Consider the following 21,030-nt stretch of genomic DNA (forward strand, 5'->3'; position numbering starts at 1 on the left):
AAGGTCGAGCAGCCATTAAAGGTAGCTCTGTCCATTTGGTAATTTATGTATATCCACTCGGCTTTTGCGTCAGACAATGCCCTTCGGGCCGACTTGGTTACGTGGGTTCTAACCGTCTCCGTCCTGCAGACTTGCGGCTCGGTTTACGCTTCATCCGCCCGATCCACAGTGCATAAGGCTTCCACATCAGAGCTTTCAGCCATCGCTGGATCTGCAGCAGGGAGTGCTCTACGTTCGCGTCCAGTTTGGCCAGCATAAGCAGGCAAAAAGCGATAAGCGTCAGCCAAACCTGGTTGTGTGCGGCCTGTTGGCTTGTACCATAGAAATGCTTAATCTTCAGATGCTGCTTCATCCATTTGAAGAAGGTCTCAATGGCCCAGCGGCTGCGGTACATCTCACTGATTTCATCGCAAGACAGATCGAAACGGTTGGTGAGCAGAATGAGCAAATTACTCTGGGAGTCGGTGGTTTCCACCATCCGAAGCTTGTGCTTCATCCGCTTTTGTCCGGAACCGACCAGCACCCTTTCATCCATGGTGACCTTGCTGTCCTCTGGAATTTCAAGCGATTGGAGCGGTTCAATCATCGCGTTCTCCTTCAAGCGAGTTGCGAAGTAGATCCCGTCCGAGCAGTAACGATCAAAGATCCTGTAGTCCACGTATCCGCGGTCAAATACGTACGTGATCCCTTCTTCGTGGATGAGATCGTCCATCTGTGTCCGGTCATTTTTCCTAGCTGTCGTAATGGTCGCCTTCTCTGGCAGGACCTCATGGGCATCTGCAAAAGCAAGTCGCAGGTGAAGTTTTATCCCGGCCTTGGTCTTTCGAAAATCGGCCCACTTGTACCGCTGCAAGCAAAGGGCAACGGTGGTCGAGTCGATAATCCGAAGTGCTTTGCGATTTGCGATCGAACAGCCATGCCTGGACAATATCTGCTTCGCCAGCCGCTCGAAAATCTGCTGGAGCAGGTCTGGATTTACCCGACTATGCTTGCGGCTTAACTGCGCTGCAGAGATCGTCTCCAAGCCCAGTTCTCGCTGAAATTCCTTACTCAAAACGTCGTCGGCTATCTCCCGCAGCCCTTCGCGCTGCTGCAGCTGTGCATGCAAGAACAGCTTGAGGTAGGCGAGTGTTGTAAGCTTCTTTACATACTTGTCCTGACCGGATTTAGCAATCTGGGTATGAAACATTTTTGAACAAATTGGCGAAAGCCATTTACCAAATGAAGAAAATAGGGTATCCTTATCCATGCGTGAATCCTTTCATTGGATTATGGACAGGGACTACCTACCATTTCCATTGTAAAGGATTTTTTTTGCCCAGAAAGCCTGATAACTGAAAGTTTTGAAGATTTCGTTAATATTAATGCAACACTAGTGATGTCCGATAAAACTTTTAAAAGAAGGTGTATCTCTTGAGTAATGTTTCTGATCTAGGAAGAATATTGAGCGATATGTACCATAAAGCACCACATGGCAAACAAGTAGCAAAGATTCATTTATTCGGTGTGAAATACGCCGATGTAATAATGCGGAACAACCTCAGTGTTAAAGAGATAGTAAGTGTCTCAGGGATAAACCCATCCTACGCAACCGAAGTTAGCAAAGGAATAAAGCTTTCGGAATTCGTCATCCCAAGAGATTTAACCACCTAAGAAGCAGAGATTCTTCTCCATAAAAATAAATAGGGGTAGTTTATAAATGTTCACAATCAAAGACGAATTGCTGTCCATGATTAGGGTAGCTGGTGTCAAAGTCCTAGATGAACAAATACAAGTTGAGAATAGAGGCAACCCTCATAAATTGACCAAATTAAATGGGAAGATAGTTGTCTATACGTTCTCGTATGAAGGCCAGCATTTGAAGATTGGCAAAGCTGGACCTAAAAGTGCGGCAAGAGTTAATAGTCATCATTACGATCCAGACAGTTCAATGAGTAATTTATCGAAATCCATTTTGGGTGATACCGATTTCGAACTGTATGCTTTAAGCAAGTCAACTGTCGGAGAGTGGATCAAGAATAATACGGAGAGAATAGACATCTTAATTGATTATCAATTAGGCATCTTTATTCTCAACTTCGTTGAGGCTTACCTTCACCTCAAGTTCCAACCCAAATACGAGGGATATGAAGGCCAACGTCGTAAGTAATTTGATCTTTCAAAGTGCAAATCCATTAGAAGTGGAGCTCTTCGTGTCTAGCACTTTGAAACGGACCACAAAAGCCGACCAATTCAATGATCCTCTCTCAGGACGAGCCCATCTCCACCCTGCTCCTCTGCTCGCCGTACCTTCAGCGTGGAGACCGAGAAGAACTTTTTAGGCTTAGCCCTCTACTGCTGAAACAAATGCGGGAGGGGCTTTTTCCTTTGCCCAGAAAAGCCTCTAAATTGCAATGCAAGCTTTCTTTCGCCATTTGACGTAATAACTAATCCAAATATTTCCGATATAATTTATATCTACATAAGAAGGGTTGGGTTATATTTTATGACGAACGGATCAAATGAAATTAAAACACTTGATGTTAAAAAAGTTCTTGATCTTGCTAATAATAAGCATATTATCGACGCATTTGTAACTGATGAGTATAATGAGCAAGAAATAGTCGTAGCAATTGTTGCTAGAGTCCGACTTGCTGATATTAAAACGAATCAAGGTTGGAAGGCCACTGTTGTAGATGCTAAAAGAAGTCGCTTTTATGATGGTGTAGAAATTATTACAGAATCTGAAAACCGCATGGCGTCTAACGCTACAAGTCTACACTTAGATACGGGAACATTCTATTCTGACTATGAAGGATATAATGTTAAAAAGCAGCGAGACTATGTTAAACAAAATGGTAAGAAGTCGTTGGACCGCTATCAACAGTTCTACTCTGAACCTATCCCCTCTACAGAACAATAATTTGCTGCAGTCATTTGCTTAACTATCTTACACTTGTAGAATAACAAAATCCTTGCCGCATTCTTGGACAGCTAAGAAAAAATTTCGCCCTATTTATGATAAGGCTCCCCCCGATTAATCTTCACCGCTCGATACACCTGCTCGGTCAGCACCAGCCGCATCAGCTGATGCGGCAGCGTCATCCGCCCAAAGCTGAGCTTCTGCTGTGCGCGCTTCAGCACGTTCTCGCCGAGCCCGTTGGAGCCGCCGATCACGAACACGACGTGGCTGCTGCCGTAGGTGCCGAGCTTGTCCAGCTGGGCGGCCAGGTCCTCGGAGGACCACAGCTGTCCGCCGATGGCCAGGGCGATCACATGCGCATCCGGCTTGATCTGGGCCAGCAGACGTTCGCCCTCCCGCTCACGCACCTGCGCCTCCTCCGCTGCACTCATCGTCTCTGGCGCCTTCTCATCCGGCACCTCAATCATATCGAACTTTATGTAAGGCTTCAGACGCTTAGCATACTCTCCAATGCCGTCCACCAGATATTTTTCCTTCAGCTTCCCTACCGCTGCAACCTGCACATGCATTCGCTCATTTCCTCCTCTATAATCAAGCAGGCAACCTGCCCGCCATAATGCCATTATTTATTCCAACTATATGTCTTTCCCAGCCTCCACGCTGTTCAAATGTTAGAATCATGAAGCTTTTCTAATACGTCTAGACGTTTATAATGCACTCGTGCAAGGTTATAAACGATACAGAAGCGCACACAACACATACAACACTTTGGATTTCGAAAGGGGTATAACCATGAACAAACAGAAATGGGTTAAGTCTTCGCTGACAGCTGTACTGGGTGCTACACTGGTATTCGGTGCCGCAGCTTGCGGTAATGCCGAGAACAACAATGTGGTGGTCGAAGACGAGAATGTTGTCACGCCGGATACAACTAATCCTACTCCGGACACAACAACGCCTGATACAGGTACAACCATGCCTGACGCAGGCACAACGACACCTGACACTGATGCAACTGCGCCTGATGTTGACGTAACAACACCTGACGTGGATATCGACTCCCCAGAGGGAGAAGGCATTACGGAAGAAGGCACATCCCAAGACACAACAACTACTCCATAATACATGATGATACAGGAAAACCCGCGCATCAGGCCAACCGGCCTGACCGCGGGTTTCTTGTTGTTAACCTGTCAACCGGCTCACACCAGCAGAATCTCCGCTCTCTGCTCACAGAGATCGCACTTGCGCGGGGGATCCCAGTCCGCAAACTGGGTCCGGTCCAGATCCACCATATCCGGCGCATCCTCATAATCGTCCACGAATTTATCGATGGCTAGTTCCACATGCTGTTTGCATACACAATACATAAGCGCGTCTTACTCCTCTTCGTTGTCCTTCTCGCCCAGCTTGAACGTCGTTGTCTTCAGCTTGCCATCCCGGTAAAAGGTTACGTCAATGGTGTCGCCGATTTCCTTCTTGTTATACAGATACTTCCGTAGCTCCATCGTGCTGCCGATTGCCTGGCGGTCGAGCTTCACAATCACATCATTGAAGGCAAGCCCTGCTTCCTTAGCCGGTCCAAGCGACTCCAAGACTATGACCCCTTCGGTTACATCCTTCGGGAGGTTCAGCTCATCCCCGGCAGAAGGAAGCTTCTCTCCCTCGGCATCTTCCTCATCCGTCCATGCAGCCCCCGGCTGCTGCGACAGGTACTGTTCCAGGTCCAGTGTGTAGACACCCAAGTAAGGGCGCAGTACCTTGCCATGCTCCATCAGAGAATCCACGACAGGGAGAGCGCTGTTCATCGGAATCGCAAATCCAATCCCCTCGACACCATAATCTGCGACTTTCATGCTGTTTATACCTACAACCTCACCACTAAGATTAACCAGTGCCCCGCCGCTGTTGCCTTGATTAATGGAAGCGTCAATCTGGATAACCTCCTGCTCCCAGTCATAATTGCCGTCCTGGTTCAGCGACACCGGAATCGTGCGCTTGCTCTTGCTGACAATTCCCATCGTCAGGGAGTCACCGAGCCCCAGCGGATTGCCGATCGCGATCACCGTCTCCCCGTCCCTAAGCTTCATCGAATCGCCGATCGCAGCAACCGTATCAATGCCCTTGCCATCTATCTCAAGCACAGCCAGGTCTGTAATCTGATCCATTCCCACAACCTTGGCCTCTCTTACTTCACCATTCACTAGCATAGCCTTCAAGGTATGAGCGCCTTCGACGACGTGATAATTCGTAATAATGTAAGCATTACCGCCTGTTTTCTTGAAAATAACGCCCGAGCCCAGGCTCGCCTGCTGCAGCTCCGCTTCTTCCCCGCTGTCGAGCTCCTCTTCCGTCTCGTCCTCACTGCTCCACAAGCCTTCTCCCTGCGGCAGCAGCTGTTCGTTGATGATGCTCACGACTGCCGGCCTGACCACTGCTGCTGCCTGAATGGTACGCTCAAACGGATCTGCGGTCTGGATCGGGGCCGCACCAGTCTGCGTGCCCCCAGCCGGACTGCCGCTGTCGTAGCCGTAGATGAAGCCGAACATCACCACGGCGGCCATTGCACTGACGAAGGAGGAGACGAATGCGATCCGCACCGCTCCCCAGCTGCGTTTTGCCGGAATACCCCATTCATCCTTTCGCGAACGGACCCGGCGGGATACCCTCGTGGAATAAAAATCGTCGTCGAACAAGCTCATATCTATCGCTCCTCTCGATGCCGTGCATCAAGACTATTTTTAGACTTATAGGAATGTTTTCGGCAGAACGGATTACAATAGTAAGAGTACTAGAATTCCCTATACGAATCTGTACTAAACATCTGACATCACAAGAGGAGATGATATTCATGCAGTATTCACCAATGTCCGCCTGGGATCAGGTCAATATGACCGCCAAGCTTGCCGATATGAAGGATCAGCATTACCAGATGCTGCTGGCCTTCCATTCCATGCTCGACATCCTCATCGATAAGGGGCTCATCTCAAGGGATGAACTGGAGCGCAAAGCTGCAGCGCTGGACGCGGAGTCCGAAGCCGCTATTTCTTCCTTACTTCGTCCCATGGGGTAGGCCGGTCATGGAACGTGTGGTTCAGAAAACACTCGTCCCTTTTAAAGAATATGCCGTGATCCTCCATAATAGAATTAACAGTTACACGGGCTAGTTCCATCAAGTTATGATCAAGGCTCAAGTGAGCCAGATAGACGCGTTTGGTGCGGTCGGTCATCAGATCGCATACCGCTTCTCCGGCTGCCTCATTGGACAGATGTCCAATGTCGCTCAAGATCCGCCGCTTAATGTTCCACGGGTATCTGCCCATCCGCAGCATCCCAATGTCGTGATTGGATTCCAGCACCATCACATCGGAATCCTCTACGGCCCGCTTCACCTTATCGCTTACATAGCCAAGGTCGGTGACCAGGCTAAGCTTGTAATCCTCATCCTGGAAGCAGTATCCGACCGGCTCAGCCGCATCATGCGAGATGGGATAAGACTCGACCCGCAGCTCGCCGAACTCGACTGTTCCGCCTGTCGGAACAATGAACCGCTTCTCATCGGCAATCTGGCCGACATGCTTATCCAGCGCATGCCACGTCGCTTCATTGGCATAGACCGGAAGGTCATGCTTGCGGGCGAAGGCCCCTAACCCTTTAATATGATCCGAATGCTCGTGTGTGACAAATATGCCGTCTATATCCTGTCCGCTGACGCCGCGTTCCTTCATCAATCCTTCCAGCTTCTTCGCGCTGAGCCCGGCATCGACCAGAATCGTCGCCTCGTCGGTCTGCACGATTGTTGCGTTCCCTGTTGAACCGCTGGCAAGAACAGTAAACCGTATGCCCATCGTTGTTGTCCTGTCCTTTCTCTCCCCGTCCCATCAATCGAGAAGGACGTTGTCCTTCATCTGGGTAACCTCGGCACTGATCGCATTGACGTAATAACCGCTGCCATCCTCCAGCAGCACACGCCACGACGGTGCCGAGACCTGGATGTCCGAGTTGAAAATTTGTCCGTGATAGCCGAGCTGAATGTCGGTCACCACTGACCCTGTCTGTAAATATTTATCGATCAAATGCGCCACGACGGTTGCCGCCGGCAGCACTGCTTGTCCTTCTCGTTCATCGTCGCCAGGAATGATTTCGACCCGGTTCTGCTGATAGGCTATAATCTGCTGGTTGCTGTAATAGAGCTTCATCCGGACATCAAACATCGGCAGCCCGTCATGCAGCCGGTAGAACACCGCGCTGCTGCTGTCGCTCATATAGGCATCGAAGCCGTACAGCTCCAGGTCGGGAATGATATCTCCCATACCTTCTAATAATTCGCTCTTGTTAAAGACAATCCTGCTGGAAATTGGCATATCGAGCTCGATTTTATCTCCTTCAGCCGCCTTCTGCGTATAACGGAACGTCAGATCCTCAAGCTTCGGTGTATCCGTCGGGATGCTGGCCTCAAGCCGGATCTTCTTCTCCTGCATCTTCACAGCCGCCTCCAGCGGCAGAGCCGAGAGGTCCACGTTGGCATTCAGCCGTTCACGGATATCCAGCCAAAGCTGGTAGCCAAGGAGCATATTCAGCAGCAGGAATGATATGATCAATACACTCTTCGCGCGGCTCCAATCCATTCGTACCATCTCCCTCTCTCAGCTCTGCCACTTCTGGCTGTACCTGCTTACCGCTCTAACTGTCTCATATTATTCAGCTAATTCGTTCCGTCTTCAGCGGGAGTGCCCGCTGATGATCCCGTTTCCGGCAGCAGCGGGATGACGCTGTCGCCTCCTGAGCCATTGCCCCTCAGCCCGGTGCCGCCATCCGTCCCGCTGCCTTCAACCCCAGATGACCCCGTCTTGTTGAACTGCAGCTTGGGAAGCTTCTTCAGCGGCTGCTCCAGCACCGTTCCGGCCGGCAGTGCATCCATCAGCTTATGCTCGGTGCCATCCGAGAGACGTACTGCCCACACAGGAGCAAAATGCAGCTCCCCCTCGTCTGTCGGGGTTACCTGCTGCGCCGGGAAGACCGCCACCACTTCACGGAGGCGCGGATACCGCTCCAGCTCCTCGATTACACTCCCTGAACCAGGAAGCCAGCGTTCTGTCGTCCGGCCGCTCCGCTCCCCGCGGGTCAGCAGCGAGCGTTCAAACTCACTGACAACCCCCTGCTGCACGATTAAGCGGATATGCCCGTATTCAAAGTCCTCCGTTCCCAGCACCGGATACCGGTCATAATACTGCTGGAAGAGGATGATCCGGCCATCAGCCGGGTCGGCAGGCACCACATACCGGTGACGCCCGTCCCAGCCTCCGTGCTGATTCACAAACTGCAGCCCGGCAAGCATGTTTTCCCCCAGGTCATTCGGACTGTCCAGCGGTGCTACCGGGTCGGTGTACACCATCCAGGTTCCGCCGGAGCCCAGCTGCAGCCCACGCTTGCCGTCGGTGTAAATCTGAGAGCCGTTCCAGTCCTCCAGGTTCCGCGTTTTCTCCGGATCGAAGAACAGGTTGCGCTGCATCTGCTCCGGCGAGTAGGCCGTATAGCCGAAGGAGGACTCAATCGTCTCAACCGGCGTCTCCGGCAGATAGATCGAGCCTCTCCACAGCTGATAGGATGGCATGTACGATCCGTATCCGGCGAACTGCTGCACATCCTGCAGCGTGAATACTTCCCTGACCGACTCATAGACCGTCTTGCCGTCGGAGCTGAAGAAGAACGTCTCCACAGTATCCTGGTTCGGCCGCTTCATGACCCAGATCCGTTCGATTGTATCCCCAAGGAACAGGAAATCCCCATCAAGGTTGTAGACCTTCTGCAGCAGCGATACCGGAACACCAGTGCCAAAACGCAGCTCAGCCCCGATCCCTTCCGTGCTGGCCTTGGCCCAGTCGTAGCTATCAGCTGTGTGCCTAAGGAAGCCGCTGAACTCTACCTCTTCAAACCGCTTCGTAATTTCATTGAAGGTCACGGTGTTCGGATACAGCAGCGTATGCCGGTTGCCCCCCGCATGAAGGACGATATCCTCCGGGAAAATCACATGCTCAACGCGCTGCTTCTGTCCCATCGTCTCCGTCAGCACATACTCCTGCTCCACCTTGACCCTGGCGCCGAGATTCGGGAAGCTGTACGCGAGGAAATAGCTCTGTATCAGACTCAGGACAACAAGAATAATGAGCGCTGTCGTCTTCACCCGCTCCATCATGATCCCTGGCTCCCTTCGTGAAGCGTCGGAAGCGTGAACGTAACCGTTGTACCTTCATTCCACTCCGATTCCAGTTCCACTGTTCCGCCGTGCGCCTTAATGATTTCCCGGGCAATAGACAGACCAAGGCCGGTGCCTCCCGCATTGCGGGAACGTGCCTTATCCACCCGGTAGAAACGCTCGAATATCCGGGCCAGATCCTTGGATGGAATGCCAATCCCGTTATCCTTCACACTGATGGCGATCGATCCGGCATCCGGCTTGCGGGCAGCTATCTCGATATGACCGCCGTCCATCGTATATTTGATGGCATTGGACATCAGGTTATCGAGAACCTGGTCAATCTGATCACGGTCGATCCAGATGTTCTCAATGCCGTTCTCGATCAGCACGGAGCTGCCGATAGACTTCTGCCTCATCTGGAATGAGAAGCGGTCGGACACCTCCTCCAGCATTTCCCTCACGTGGACGGCTTTGCGACGAAGCGGTGCCTGATTCGAATCCAGTCTCGACAGATGCAGCAGATCGGTTACAAGCCGGATCATCCGCTCCGACTCTCCGCGAATAACACCGACGAACCGTCCAGCAAGATCCCTGTCCTCTAATGCGCCGTCATCCAGCGCTTCAATGTAGCTCTTGATCGTCGTCAGCGGCGTGCGCAGCTCATGCGACACATTCGCCACGAATTCCCGCCGGGAGCGTTCCATCTTCTCCTGCTCGGTAACATCCTGAAGAACAGCGATTGTGCCGGCCATTGACTTGTCCCGGCGGCTGATCGGCGTGCAGGTGATGCGCAGCAGCCATTCGTCCCCGCCATCAAGCTCCTTGCGAATGACTGTGGAATGCTCGATCCCCACCTGCAGCTCTGTTACCTTCTCATCTGTAATACCGATCAGTTCGGACAGCGGAGTTCCTGTCCCTTCCTTCACCTCAAGCATCTCCCTCGCCCGCCGGTTCATCAGAATCACATTATTATACTCGTCTGCGGCCACTACCCCGTCGCTCATGTTGGCCAGAATCGAAGCCAGCTTCTCCTTCTCCTCTTCATTGGCAGACAGGGCCTCCTGCAGCCTCCCGGTCATATTGTTGAAGGCATGGCTCAGCTGGCCAATCTCATCATCTCCATATACCGGCACCTTATGGTCGAACCGGCCTTCCGCTACGGCAGCCGCCTGCCGGGTAAGCCCCTTGATCGGATTCGTGATCGTATGGGCGAGCAGTATCCCCAGGATACCCGTCAGGCCAAGCGCGATCAGCATGCCGGACATGAAGATCCGGTTGATCCGGTTCACCGTCTCGAACAGCTCCTTCATGGAAGCGACGATGTAGACCGCTCCGACCACCTTGCCATTATCGAAGGCCGGCCGTGCGATCACCTTCTTGCGGACATTGTCTTCATCCACGATGTCCTGCTCGTTATCGCGTATCCCCTGAAGCGCGCGGCTTACGGCAAGGGTTGTATTCTTCCGCCCGACATAAGACTGCTGGGCATTGGAGGTGGCAAGCACCTTGCCGCTGGCATCCAGTATCTGAATGTCCGCCTGACTGAAGTTGAACAGCGAGCTGAGCAGGCTGCTGAGATCATCGCCAAGCTGCTCATCCGGCACCTCGTTCTGTTCCCGCTCTGCTGATCCCAGCGTCTGCTCAACCAGAACCGTCAGCATGTTCGTCTGTTCATTCAGATTATTCGTAAAGGAAGCAGTCAGCGACGTCTTCATCGTACTGATGAAGTACACGCCAATCAGCTGCATGGCAATCAGGATCAGCAGCACATAGATGATGATGAGCTTCACCTGAACGGTACGGAATAGCCGAATACCTCGCATCATCCGGGGATGAACCCTCCTGACTTCGGATTACGCATCATATAGCCGAGTCCGCGCCGGGTCAGAATATATTCCGGCCGGCTTGGATCATCTTCAATCTTCTCGCGCAGCCTGCGGATCGTTACATCAACCGTACGCACATCACCAAAGTACTCAAATCCCCAGACAGCCTGGAGCAGATGCTCCCGCGTCATGACTTTCCCGCTGTTGCGGGCCATATAATAGACGAGTTCATATTCCCGGTGTGTCAGATCAAGCGGCTCGCCGTCCTTGTAGACGACATACATATCCGTATCAATGAACAGGTTGAACAGCTTCAGTCCCTGCTTCTCCGCCTGTCCGGCTGCTTCTGCGCTGACTCCTGCCGTCTGCAGCTTCTGCTGCCGCCGCAGGTGGGCTTTCACCCGTGCCAGCAGTTCTCTCGTGCTGAAGGGCTTGGTAACATAGTCATCCGCCCCCAGCTCCAGACCCAGCACCTTGTCCAGCTCCGTATCCTTCGCTGTCAGCATAATAATCGGGGTTTGCATGCGGCTGCGCACCTCGCGGCACACATCCATGCCGTCCTTGACCGGAAGCATGAGATCCAGCAGGATCAGATCCGGCTTTTCCGCATAAGCCAGCTGCACAGCCTCTCCTCCGTCGAAGGCGCATATCACCTCGAAGCCTTCCTTCTCCAGATTGAATTTCAATATATCTGCAATTGGCTGTTCATCATCTACGACCAGTATTTTGCCCTGCATGCTCCCACCACCTGTTCGTTCTACTCTCCCTACTATTTTAACACATAGGCTGAAGACCTCCCAGCGGAGGACATTGACATTGGACAGGGCAAAATAAAGCAGCCGGCTGCTCGCATGCAGCCGGCTGCGTCTATCCGCTTTACAGATAGTTAATCGGGTTCTGTACCTTGCCGTCCTTATGAATCTCAAAATGCAGATGAGTGCCGGTCGAGTGGCCCGTGTTGCCCATCACGCCCAGCTTGTCGCCCTTCTCTACAATATCGCCTTCGCTGACATTAATAGAGTCCAGATGGGCATACACCGTTCTGTATCCATTCTTATGATCGATAAAGACGACCTTGCCAAGCCCATTCTTCGTACCGGCAAACTCTACAACACCGTCATCGGCTGCCAGAATACTGCTGTTTCCGACCAGGTCGATTCCCTTGTGCTGGCGTCCCCAACGCGGCCCATAGCTGCTTGTCAGCCGGGCACCGCTGACGGGCCAGGCAAATTCGCCTGTGCCTTCGCCCCGGACGACCTTCGTGCCCTTCATGATAATAGCCGGTACAGCCGGCTTGACGATCTCTTCGTCCACCAGTTCTTCACTCATCAGGTAGCCGTTCTTCTTCACGAGCTTGTAGGTAACCTTCTTCGAGCCGCTGACACCTTCGCGAATCGTCTTGCGCTCGCCTTCGCGCATCTCGTCATTCTTCTGGACAATAATTGTTGGCTCAATCGTTTCCGTCTCGGTCACATTCTCGATGGTCTGAACCGTGATCTGCGGCTCGAGAACGGTCAAGTCCAGCTTGTCCCCTACCTTGATCATGTCATCCTTAATCCATGGGTTATTCTGGTAGATAACCTGCGGCGAGATGGAGAACTTGTCCGCGATACAGCCGATGCAGTCACCTTCCTGCACGGTGTAGACCGTATTCTCTGCACTCCCGGTCACCAGACGTTTATACAAAGTATCCGCATCCTGAATCCGCCCTGGCGACACCTTCGTGGATGACAATTCTACTTCCTCTACGAAGGCCACCTCCGCAACCTCTGTCTTGGAAGCGGCTGCGGCCGGCTGTGAACTGTAAGCCAGTGCTGTTACCTCCACTTTGTTTGCTGCTGCCTTCTTCTCCGGCACATACTTGGACTGAACACGCTTCAGCACCAGATCGGCAGTCTGCTGATCCTTGGCGATGCCGATGAGCTTGCCGTCGACCCTTACCTCTACGCCAACGGCATGGCTTGTGATACTGTCCTCCAGCTTATCCAGCGTTGCATCTGTCTCCGGCTTTGCTTTGAATCCGCTCGCCTTTATGTATGACAGCTCGCCGGCATCCAGTGCCATCTTGAGGCCCGGATTGGCCGCACTTGCTTCCTTGCGCTTCTCTTCCATCAGCTGCTCAACAGCCTCAGGAGTATGAACGGTTCCCAGCTGGGCTCCATCCTGATAGACGTAATAATATTCTACGGTGTTGCTTTCAACATAATAATGGCCGCCTAATCCGGCGGCGGAGAGGAGTACCAATGCTCCTCCGGCAAGTAGGACTGGTTTGCGAAGAAGCCCCTTAACAGCGCTCTTCCAGCTTGCGGCTTGCTGCTGCTTGCCATTCAAGTCTTGCAACCGGGTATCCGGCGCGGGCTTCTTAGGTCCCTTGCCTGTCTTGCTCTTCCGGTTATTATGCCTGTGAACGGTCATGATCTTCTCCTTTGTTCCACACAATGATGTAATCGTCCATTCGCCTTGGAACAGGCGAAATATCCCTGTCCGGGAGATTACGCCTTTTACTGTATCATAACATTTGCAGCAGCGGCAACCGCACTGAAACCGTGCTTCGATTAATATTTTTTCAGAATATCCATTAACTCCTCGTATTCCTCCCGGTCCAGATGCTTGGCAACAATCTGCTGAATGTTGGTCATTTCCTCATCGGTCAAGCCGCTCTCCACATAGGTGGAGATCGTCTGCCACTCCGATTGCGGAAGCTTGCTGACCAGCATCGCGAACAGCTTGTTCCGGTCTTCCTCACTCATCTGGTCCTTCGCTCTGGCCAGCTCCTCGGGCGTAATGACCGCTTCACCCTGCGCCGATTGCGCCTGCGAGCCTGTACCCGATCCGGTCTCCGTCTTGGTCTCCTCTCCAGACTGTCCGCTGCTGCCGCTCCCCGCATCTGTGAGCTGCCCGGACCGTTCTGAATCCGTCGCTGCCTGTGAACCCGAACCGGCTCCCGTCGATGCCTCCGAGTCCATTCCTTCGTCCTGGAACGGGTTAGCAGCCGGGTCATCGCTCCCCCCGGTGCCGGTCTGACTGCTCGGAACATCATCACTCCCGGTACCTGCCTGACTGTCCGGAACATTGTCCCCTGCATTATCCTGTGTGTCCCGTTCTGCATGATCGTCATTCTCCGGACGCACACTGCCGGTACTGCTGTCTTGGGGCCGGTCTGCCTTGCCGCCGCTGTCTCCCTCTTGCTCCGCTTCTGCTGTCATCGTGCCGTCTTCCGCATCGCCTGCGCCCCACAGCTTGCCCCAGACACCGGACAAGGCGAAGGGCTGAGTCTTCATAGGCAGGTTATAATCTTTTATCAGTGCCTCTACATAGCTGTTCACGATATAACCCGTCGTCCAAATCGCCAAGAAGCTGACGATCAGCGCCGAAGCCACCGCCTTGCCGAGCCATCCTGCCATTTTCCACCACATCATAGCCATCCATCCTTTACTCCATACTGTCCTAGAAGAGAGGACATATCTACCAGTATGGACCAACCGGGGCGGCACCATTCGCAGTCTAAGAGAAATTGTTGGATGGTGCGTCTTCGGCCAGCGCAGCAAAAAAAGCCTGCCTCCCTTATCTCGGATAAGGAAAACAGGCCTATTATTCTCTTATTCGGTATGATTATGCATCATACACGTTGATAAGCGGATTCGTCTGCTCGCGGTTGCGGCCAACAGAGAAGATGGCGATTGGAATACCTGTCAGCTCCGACACACGCTCCAGATAACGGCGGGTTGTCGCCGGCAGATCATCCAGTGTCTTCGCGCCGGAGATATCCTCGCTCCAGCCTGGAAGCTCTTCATAGACAGCCTCACATTCGGACAGCATCTTCAGGCTCGCAGGATAATGCGTGATGATCTCGCCGCGGAACTTATAGCCTGTACAAATCTTCACAGTCTCCAGTCCGGTAAGCACATCAAGCGAATTTAACGACAATCCTGTGATTCCGCTCACACGGCGGGCATGGCGAACAACGACGCTATCGAACCAGCCGACACGGCGTGGACGTCCGGTTACCGTTCCATACTCATGGCCGCGTTCGCGGATCTCGTTGCCAGTCTCATCATGCAGCTCTGTCGGGAAGGGGCCGTCGCCAACACGGGTCGTGTAAGCCTTCGCGACTCCGATAACCTGACGGATGCGTGCAGGACCAACGCCGGAACCGATACATACACCGCCAGCGCTCGGATTCGACGAGGTCACGAACGGATATGTACCCTGATCGATATCCAGCATGACACCCTGCGCGCCTTCGAAGAGAATCTTCTTGCCTTCGTCAATCGCATCGTTCAGAACAACTGAAGTATCGGCTACATACTTGCGCAGCGTATCGGCATACCCGAGATACTCCTCAATAATCAATTCAGCATCGACAGGCTCACCGCCGTATACCTGCTGAATAACCTGATTCTTCTCTTTAACCAACTGACGCACCTTAGACGTGAATTCCTCCGCGTCCATCAGATCCGCAATACGCACGCCGCTGCGGGCTGCTTTATCCATATAACAAGGACCAATCCCTTTACGGGTCGTTCCGATTTTATTATCGCCTTTGCGGTCTTCCTCCAGAGCATCGAGGACCATGTGGTACGGCATAATGACATGCGCACGGTCGCTGATCTTCAGATTGTCCGTCGAAAAGCCGTTATCGTGAATGTAATTGATCTCATCAATTAGCGCAGCCGGATTAATAACCATTCCGTTCCCGATTACACACAGCTTATCATCATTGAAAATTCCGGACGGAATCATCGTCAGCTTATATTTCTTGTCACCGATGAGAATCGTATGGCCGGCATTGTTACCGCCTTGGTAACGGGCGACAACGTCCGCGCCTTCAGCCAAATAGTCGGTAATCTTGCCTTTTCCTTCGTCTCCCCATTGGGTTCCGACAACAACAACCGTAGACATGGCATACCTCCGCTCAGTGTTCCATGACACCGAAATTTACCGCCCTGCAAGCGCAGACTATCCACGCTTCTGAAAGGCAGCAATACTAGTGTAGCAGTCCACCCTACCCCTGTCAACAAAAACGAACAATCGGTAATCTGTATACACGAACGTTCGGGTTTAGAGCGGTTGCTGCCTATGAAAAATGACTCTACCCCTGCTCTCCAAGGGCAGGATGGTGATATCGGCTCGTCCAGCCATTCCTTGCGGAGGACCTGTACCCGACTGTCCAGGTTATATCTCTTGATGGAACTGCAGCGGCCCTTTTGCAACCCATGCAGCATGCCTCTATACACTACTTATATACTTCCGTCCTTCTATTCTTCAACACCTCAATGCTTCTACTCCTCTATGCTTTTACACCTTTATACTTCCATACCTCTATGCTTCCACACCTTTACACCGCTGTACCTCACCGTGCCAAAACCGTACTCAAGAAACAAAAGAATCCCTTAACTGCATTAAGCGGGGATTTTTCCATCAAGGTTACGGCCCCAGATTACTATTCGTTGATTCCAGAACCGATCGTTACACTCGCAATTGATGCACGGTTTGACGTTAGGGCCGCATTTGGGGATGACGGTGATGACGAGAGTATTAGCGATATTGTACATACCAGCTTCATACAGGCGGGTCTTTACGGAACTGAGAAGCGCTATACATTAAATTAGAGTCATTTTTTGAATGGTTACGGAACTCAGAGGCTTTTAAGTCCCCATATTAGTAAAAATTCCTCTGGAATGGACCGAATAGCAGCGCTGAGTTCCGTTACCCGCTGAAGCGACCCCTATTCGCTGAAATAAGGTCGCTGAGTTCTGTTAGATTTGAAAATGATGCCAAACTGAAAGAGTCTATATGCGGACTGCTCTATTAGCGAAACCCGCTCCTCCATACCTTACGCTTAAATCCATTCCGTGGATCGTTTTGTTATCCACGAAACGCCCCAACCTTAGGTAGCTCTTATCTAAGGTTGAGGCGTTTGTTGTCTGCGCTCCACTTTCCGGATTACGGCAGGTCGGATCTTCTTACCATACCCCTTTATGAAGCATCCGAATGCCCATTCATATCCAATAGGATTGTTTAAGGTTATTGTTCTCCATACACTTAGCCTAGCCAAACAACAACAGAGTCATCACCCAATAACCCTATAAATTTATATTTTCCTTTATGTTAAAGAAAAAAGAAAACCCGGCCTGCCGGCCGGGCTGCTGCTGATCCTTATCCAAGCGACAGCATCTCTGCGTGCGGGAATCTGCCTCTAGGCGACTCCCGGCTGCTGCTGTCCCGAGTGATCAAGACTGACGAATTTGTTAAAGTTCTTCAGGAAGACAAGCTCGACCGTGCCCACCGGACCATTACGCTGCTTGGCAATAATGATCTCGATAATGTTCTTCTTCTCGGTCTCCTTGTCATAATAATCATCCCGGTACAGGAATGCGACGATGTCGGCATCCTGCTCGATCGAACCGGATTCCCGGAGGTCGGACATCATCGGACGCTTGTCCTGCCGCTGCTCCACACCCCGGCTTAACTGGGACAGAGCAATAACCGGCACTTCCAGCTCACGGGCAATCTGCTTGAGGGTACGGGAAATCTCCGATACCTCCTGCTGACGGTTCTCCCCTGCCTTGCCGCGTCCCTGAATCAGCTGAAGGTAGTCGATCAGAATCATGCCGAGCCCCTTCTCCTTCTTCAGTCTGCGGCATTTGGCGCGGATATCCGCTACCGTAATGCCTGGCGTATCATCAATATAGATCTCCGCCTCCGACAGTGCTCCAATCGCCATCGTCAGCTTCTCCCAGTCATCGCCTTCCAGGTAGCCTGTCCGCATACGGCCTGCGTCTACATTGGACTCGGCGCAGACCATCCGCTGCACCAGCTGGGCCGCGGACATCTCCAAACTGAAGATCGCCACGGCCTCACGTGCCCGGACGCCTACGTTCTGGGCAATGTTCAGCGCGAAGGCCGTCTTACCGACTGAAGGACGGGCAGCCACAATGATGAGGTCGCTCCGCTGAAAGCCAGAGGTCATCTTATCCAGATCCGGGAAACCGGACGGAATGCCTGTGGTACCGCCCTTATGGCCGTACAGAAATTCCACCCGTTCGAATACTTCCATCAGAACATCCCGAATGGACACGAAGCCGCTGCTTGAGCGGCGATTCGATATTTCGAGGATACGCTGCTCTGCTTCGTTCAGCAGAATACCGACTTCATCGGTCGCCGCATACCCGTTCTGCACGATCTGTGTCGCCGTCCTGATCAAACGGCGGAGAAGGGATTTCTCCTCCACGATCTGGGCATAATAATCCACGTTCGCCGCAGTCGGCACACCGCTTGCCAGCTTCGCCAAATACGAGACGCCGCCGGCCTCTTCAAGCTGCTGCCTGTCCTGCAGCCAAGATGTCAGCGTTACGAGGTCGATCGGCTGGTTGTCTTCCCCCAGCTCAACCATCGCCTCATAGATCATCTGGTGCTCAGATGAATAGAAGTCCTCACTCCGCAGCCGTTCCATAGCCGTAACCAATGCCTCAGCCTGCAGTAGAATGGCCCCCAAGACCGCTTGCTCAGCTTCAAGATTTTGCGGGGGGACCCTGTCAAACATCGCCTCTGTGTTCATCGTCCTTCTCTCCCCTGTCCGATGCTGTCCGTCATTACGATCGAGTTATAATATCCGCCTGCTAAGTTCATTAAGTTCATTAAGTTCATTAAGTTCAATAAATTCATTAAGACCAATGAGTTCAATAGTTCTTATTCCTCTGTCGTCTGTACCTTTAGGGTTGCCTTCACTTCCGGATGCAGCTTCACCGGCACCTGAGTCACGCCCAGCGAACGGATCGGCTCACCGAGCTCAATCTTCCGCTTGTCCACTGTGAAGCCCTGTGCTGCCAGCGCTTCGGCAATCTGCTTGCTGGTAATAGCGCCGAACAGGCGGCCGCCTTCGCCAGCCTTGGTCTTGATGACAACCGTGGTCTCGCCCATACGCTCCGCCAGCTTCTGCGCGTCTTCCTTCTCCTTCGCCTTGCGCTTCTGTTCGGATGCGCTCTGAACCTCCAGCGTCTTCACATTGCCCTCGGAGGCTTCCTTGACCAGCCCCTTCGGCAGCAGGAAATTGCGTGCGTAGCCTTCCGATACATTCTTGATCTCGCCCTTCTTGCCTTGACCCTTAACATCCTGCAGGAAAATTACTCTCATTCGAATAACCCCTCTTCCTTATCGATATGATCCAATACTTTCTTCAGGCGTTCCGCCACCTCGGCAACAGTGCCTTCCAGCTGGGCTGCCGCATTCGTCAGATGGCCGCCTCCGCCCATCCGCTCCATTACGACCTGCACATTCATGTCACCGAGCGAGCGGGCGCTGATGCCAATCAGACCGTCTGTCCGTTCACTGATGACGAATGATGCCAGCACATCCGTCATATTAAGCAGCGTGTCGGCGGACTGGGCAATCAGCAGCTGGGAATTCTTAACGCCTGGCTCTGTGACTGCAATCGCCACATGCTCGTAATGAATTTCCGCATGCTTGATAATATCGGCCTTCTTGATGTATTCTTCAAGATCCTCCTTGAGCATCCGCTGCACGAGCGATGTATCCGCGCCATGCCTGCGCAGGAACGATGCCGCTTCAAAGGTGCGGGACCCTGTCCGGAGTGAAAAATTCTTCGTATCCACCGTGATCCCCGCGAGCAGAGAGGTCGCTTCTGTCACATCCAGACCCACCCGGTCATGGATGTACTGCAGGAGCTCTGTTACCAGCTCACAGGTGGATGAAGCGTAGGGCTCCATATAGATCAGCACCGGGTTGGCAATGAATTCCTCGCTCCGGCGGTGATGATCAATGACGACTACCCGCTCCGTTGCGGACAGCAGCTTCGGTTCCTTGACCATCGAAGCCTTGTGTGTATCCACTACCACCGCCAGTGACCGACCACTCATCATCAATAGTGCCTGCTCAGGAGTTACGAAACGCTTAATCAGCCGCTCTTCCCCGGCAATCAGTTCCATCAGCTTCTCTATGGATGGATTTAGCCCCTCCAATACGATATAAGCGTCTTTATTGAACAGCTGAGCTGCCTTAAGCACACCGATTGCCGCTCCGATGGAATCCATATCAGGCAGCCTGTGTCCCATGATCATGATATTGTCGCTGTCCTTCATCAGGTCGCGCAGGGCGTGGGCTACAACCCGCGCTCTTACACGGGTCCGCTTCTCCACTGCATTCGACTTGCCGCCATAGAAGGTCTGCCGCTGGCCAACCTTCACCGCAGCCTGATCGCCGCCTCGGCCGAGCGCAATATCCAGACTGCCCTGCAGCCATTGGCCCAGTTCAATAACATTGGATGTTCCGCAGGCCATGCCGATGCTGAGTGTCATCGGGATCTTGAGATCGAGCGTCATCTCCCGGACTTCATCCAGAATAACGAACCGGGACAGCTCAAGCTCCTTAAGCGTCTTGAAGTCCGTCATAATCAGGTAGCGGTCCGAAGTGAGGCGTCTCAGATACATATGGTACCGCTGGGCCCAATCGGTAATCTCTGCGGTTACCTTGGACATCAGCGCCGAACGCTGCTGATCGTCCATCCCCTGTGTGACTTCCTCTAGATTATCCATCATGACGACGCCAAGCGCCAGCTTTTCGTCCTCGTATTTTTTGGCAATATTCCAGCGTTCCGTAATATCTACCACGTACAGGAGTCGCTCTTCCTGCTTGAACAGCAGTTCATATACGGAAGTACCAATACGGATCTCTACCGATCCTTCCTGCTCCTTCTCCTTGTCCTTTGACTGCAGAGCCGGGAACAGGTCGGTCAGCGGCATGCCAATCACAGACTCCCGCTCCAGCATGTGCGAGATGAACGGATTATGCCATTCCACCACCTTATCCTCATTGAAGAGCACGATACCGAAGGGCAGCTCGCTGATGACTTCATTGCCCGTCTTCTTGATCCGGTACGACAAGGTGCCTAGATAGCTCGTTAAATCGCGGCGGAACGACCGTTCCGCAAGCAGCGTATACACGGCCACGACGCCTGCCAGAACAAGTCCGGCAAGGCCGAGCAGCCAGTTATAGGTAGAGAGCGCCAACGTCAGCGCAATAATAAGCACGAGCGACCAGACCTGATGCAAGCCGTGCCATCTCTTCATGAGAAACTTTGGCAT

General features: G+C 52.7%; 20 protein-coding genes. 5 read left to right on the plus strand and 15 right to left on the minus strand.

The window, feature by feature from the left end:
• Positions 1-97: 97 nt before the first annotated feature.
• Complete coding sequence (locus DNH61_RS07240) at positions 98-1,249, minus strand: IS4 family transposase (protein ID WP_111145989.1); 1,152 nt, start codon at positions 1,247-1,249, stop codon at positions 98-100.
• 155 nt (positions 1,250-1,404) lie between these two features.
• Between DNH61_RS07240 and DNH61_RS27225 the strand changes: the two genes are divergently transcribed.
• The 3 genes from DNH61_RS27225 to DNH61_RS07255 all read left to right on the plus strand — a co-directional run bounded on the left by DNH61_RS27225 (position 1,405) and on the right by DNH61_RS07255 (position 2,902).
• Positions 1,405-1,653 carry an HTH-like domain-containing protein gene (locus DNH61_RS27225; protein WP_425452225.1) on the plus strand — a complete coding sequence of 83 codons (249 nt, stop codon included), beginning with the start codon at positions 1,405-1,407 and terminating at the stop codon, positions 1,651-1,653.
• 46 nt (positions 1,654-1,699) lie between these two features.
• Positions 1,700-2,149, plus strand: a complete 450-nt coding sequence (locus DNH61_RS07250) for a hypothetical protein (protein WP_111145990.1) — start codon at positions 1,700-1,702, stop codon at positions 2,147-2,149.
• A 336-nt stretch (positions 2,150-2,485) separates the two neighbouring features.
• The gene (locus DNH61_RS07255; RefSeq protein WP_111145991.1) at positions 2,486-2,902 is read left to right on the plus strand and encodes a hypothetical protein; all 417 of its coding nucleotides are present in this window, start codon (positions 2,486-2,488) and stop codon (positions 2,900-2,902) included.
• Positions 2,903-2,991: 89 nt separating this feature from the next.
• Here DNH61_RS07255 and rlmH read toward each other — a convergent pair whose 3' ends face one another.
• Positions 2,992-3,471 (minus strand): 23S rRNA (pseudouridine(1915)-N(3))-methyltransferase RlmH, encoded by a 480-nt coding sequence (gene rlmH, locus DNH61_RS07260; protein ID WP_111145992.1) that lies wholly within the window; start codon positions 3,469-3,471, stop codon positions 2,992-2,994.
• A 223-nt stretch (positions 3,472-3,694) separates the two neighbouring features.
• Between rlmH and DNH61_RS07265 the strand changes: the two genes are divergently transcribed.
• Positions 3,695-4,024 (plus strand): hypothetical protein, encoded by a 330-nt coding sequence (locus DNH61_RS07265; RefSeq protein ID WP_111145993.1) that lies wholly within the window; start codon positions 3,695-3,697, stop codon positions 4,022-4,024.
• 80 nt (positions 4,025-4,104) lie between these two features.
• Here the strand turns inward: DNH61_RS07265 and DNH61_RS07270 are convergent, their stop codons facing one another.
• Together DNH61_RS07270 and DNH61_RS07275 are read right to left on the minus strand one after the other, a co-directional pair.
• Entirely contained in the window at positions 4,105-4,272 is a 168-nt protein-coding gene (locus tag DNH61_RS07270) for a CxxH/CxxC protein (RefSeq protein WP_111145994.1), read from the minus strand.
• 9 nt (positions 4,273-4,281) lie between these two features.
• Positions 4,282-5,604, minus strand: a complete 1,323-nt coding sequence (locus DNH61_RS07275; protein WP_111145995.1) for a S1C family serine protease — start codon at positions 5,602-5,604, stop codon at positions 4,282-4,284.
• A 149-nt stretch (positions 5,605-5,753) separates the two neighbouring features.
• Between DNH61_RS07275 and DNH61_RS07280 the strand changes: the two genes are divergently transcribed.
• Positions 5,754-5,975: a hypothetical protein gene (locus DNH61_RS07280; protein WP_181438610.1), complete on the plus strand. Its 222-nt coding sequence runs from the start codon at positions 5,754-5,756 to the stop codon at positions 5,973-5,975.
• Here DNH61_RS07280 and DNH61_RS07285 read toward each other — a convergent pair.
• The 11 genes from DNH61_RS07285 to DNH61_RS07340 all read right to left on the minus strand — a co-directional run bounded on the left by DNH61_RS07285 (position 5,944) and on the right by DNH61_RS07340 (position 21,030).
• Positions 5,944-6,750, minus strand: coding sequence for an MBL fold metallo-hydrolase (locus tag DNH61_RS07285; RefSeq protein ID WP_111145996.1), 807 nt, complete (start codon positions 6,748-6,750; stop codon positions 5,944-5,946). The genes DNH61_RS07280 and DNH61_RS07285 overlap by 32 nt on opposite strands.
• A gap of 33 nt (positions 6,751-6,783) precedes the next feature.
• Positions 6,784-7,530: a two-component system regulatory protein YycI gene (gene yycI, locus DNH61_RS07290; RefSeq protein ID WP_111145997.1), complete on the minus strand. Its 747-nt coding sequence runs from the start codon at positions 7,528-7,530 to the stop codon at positions 6,784-6,786.
• Positions 7,531-7,607: 77 nt separating this feature from the next.
• Positions 7,608-9,098, minus strand: coding sequence for a YycH family regulatory protein (locus DNH61_RS07295; protein ID WP_111145998.1), 1,491 nt, complete (start codon positions 9,096-9,098; stop codon positions 7,608-7,610).
• Positions 9,095-10,924 (minus strand): cell wall metabolism sensor histidine kinase WalK, encoded by a 1,830-nt coding sequence (gene walK, locus DNH61_RS07300; protein ID WP_111146056.1) that lies wholly within the window; start codon positions 10,922-10,924, stop codon positions 9,095-9,097. The genes DNH61_RS07295 and walK overlap by 4 nt, the downstream gene beginning before the upstream one ends.
• The gene (gene yycF / locus DNH61_RS07305) at positions 10,924-11,664 is read right to left on the minus strand and encodes a response regulator YycF (RefSeq protein ID WP_111145999.1); all 741 of its coding nucleotides are present in this window, start codon (positions 11,662-11,664) and stop codon (positions 10,924-10,926) included. Before yycF ends, walK begins: the two co-directional genes overlap by 1 nt.
• Before the next feature lie 139 nt (positions 11,665-11,803).
• On the minus strand, positions 11,804-13,342 hold the full coding sequence (locus DNH61_RS07310; protein WP_111146000.1) for a M23 family metallopeptidase: 1,539 nt from the start codon (positions 13,340-13,342) through the stop codon (positions 11,804-11,806).
• 140 nt (positions 13,343-13,482) lie between these two features.
• Positions 13,483-14,346 carry a hypothetical protein gene (locus tag DNH61_RS07315; RefSeq protein ID WP_146240961.1) on the minus strand — a complete coding sequence of 288 codons (864 nt, stop codon included), beginning with the start codon at positions 14,344-14,346 and terminating at the stop codon, positions 13,483-13,485.
• Positions 14,347-14,539: 193 nt separating this feature from the next.
• The gene (locus tag DNH61_RS07320) at positions 14,540-15,829 is read right to left on the minus strand and encodes an adenylosuccinate synthase (protein ID WP_111146002.1); all 1,290 of its coding nucleotides are present in this window, start codon (positions 15,827-15,829) and stop codon (positions 14,540-14,542) included.
• Between the two features lie 1,297 nt (positions 15,830-17,126).
• Positions 17,127-18,488, minus strand: a complete 1,362-nt coding sequence (gene dnaB, locus DNH61_RS07330; RefSeq protein ID WP_111146004.1) for a replicative DNA helicase — start codon at positions 18,486-18,488, stop codon at positions 17,127-17,129.
• Positions 18,489-18,619: 131 nt separating this feature from the next.
• Positions 18,620-19,063 carry a 50S ribosomal protein L9 gene (gene rplI, locus DNH61_RS07335; RefSeq protein WP_111146005.1) on the minus strand — a complete coding sequence of 148 codons (444 nt, stop codon included), beginning with the start codon at positions 19,061-19,063 and terminating at the stop codon, positions 18,620-18,622.
• The gene (locus DNH61_RS07340; protein WP_111146006.1) at positions 19,060-21,030 is read right to left on the minus strand and encodes a DHH family phosphoesterase; all 1,971 of its coding nucleotides are present in this window, start codon (positions 21,028-21,030) and stop codon (positions 19,060-19,062) included. The genes rplI and DNH61_RS07340 overlap by 4 nt, the downstream gene beginning before the upstream one ends.

Source organism: Paenibacillus sambharensis (assembly GCF_003233845.1).
Classification (GTDB): Bacteria; Bacillota; Bacilli; order Paenibacillales; family Paenibacillaceae; genus Paenibacillus_I; species Paenibacillus_I sambharensis.

Bases quoted from the DNA above. Each gene is read 5' to 3' on its own strand.
- DNH61_RS07310 (WP_111146000.1), bottom strand. From the start codon at position 13,342: ATGACCGTTCACAGGCATAATAACCGGAAGAGCAAGACAGGCAAGGGA.
- DNH61_RS07340 (WP_111146006.1), bottom strand. From the start codon at position 21,030: ATGCCAAAGTTTCTCATGAAGAGATGGCACGGCTTGCATCAGGTCTGG.
- DNH61_RS07320 (WP_111146002.1), bottom strand. From the start codon at position 15,829: ATGTCTACGGTTGTTGTTGTCGGAACCCAATGGGGAGACGAAGGAAAA.
- rlmH (WP_111145992.1), bottom strand. From the start codon at position 3,471: ATGCATGTGCAGGTTGCAGCGGTAGGGAAGCTGAAGGAAAAATATCTG.
- DNH61_RS07270 (WP_111145994.1), bottom strand. From the start codon at position 4,272: ATGTATTGTGTATGCAAACAGCATGTGGAACTAGCCATCGATAAATTC.
- DNH61_RS07285 (WP_111145996.1), bottom strand. From the start codon at position 6,750: ATGGGCATACGGTTTACTGTTCTTGCCAGCGGTTCAACAGGGAACGCA.
- DNH61_RS07315 (WP_146240961.1), bottom strand. From the start codon at position 14,346: ATGATGTGGTGGAAAATGGCAGGATGGCTCGGCAAGGCGGTGGCTTCG.
- rplI (WP_111146005.1), bottom strand. From the start codon at position 19,063: ATGAGAGTAATTTTCCTGCAGGATGTTAAGGGTCAAGGCAAGAAGGGC.
- DNH61_RS07250 (WP_111145990.1), top strand. From the start codon at position 1,700: ATGTTCACAATCAAAGACGAATTGCTGTCCATGATTAGGGTAGCTGGT.
- yycF (WP_111145999.1), bottom strand. From the start codon at position 11,664: ATGCAGGGCAAAATACTGGTCGTAGATGATGAACAGCCAATTGCAGAT.
- DNH61_RS07280 (WP_181438610.1), top strand. From the start codon at position 5,754: ATGCAGTATTCACCAATGTCCGCCTGGGATCAGGTCAATATGACCGCC.
- DNH61_RS07265 (WP_111145993.1), top strand. From the start codon at position 3,695: ATGAACAAACAGAAATGGGTTAAGTCTTCGCTGACAGCTGTACTGGGT.
- DNH61_RS07240 (WP_111145989.1), bottom strand. From the start codon at position 1,249: ATGGATAAGGATACCCTATTTTCTTCATTTGGTAAATGGCTTTCGCCA.
- walK (WP_111146056.1), bottom strand. From the start codon at position 10,924: ATGCGAGGTATTCGGCTATTCCGTACCGTTCAGGTGAAGCTCATCATC.
- DNH61_RS07255 (WP_111145991.1), top strand. From the start codon at position 2,486: ATGACGAACGGATCAAATGAAATTAAAACACTTGATGTTAAAAAAGTT.
- DNH61_RS07295 (WP_111145998.1), bottom strand. From the start codon at position 9,098: ATGATGGAGCGGGTGAAGACGACAGCGCTCATTATTCTTGTTGTCCTG.
- DNH61_RS07275 (WP_111145995.1), bottom strand. From the start codon at position 5,604: ATGAGCTTGTTCGACGACGATTTTTATTCCACGAGGGTATCCCGCCGG.
- dnaB (WP_111146004.1), bottom strand. From the start codon at position 18,488: ATGAACACAGAGGCGATGTTTGACAGGGTCCCCCCGCAAAATCTTGAA.
- yycI (WP_111145997.1), bottom strand. From the start codon at position 7,530: ATGGATTGGAGCCGCGCGAAGAGTGTATTGATCATATCATTCCTGCTG.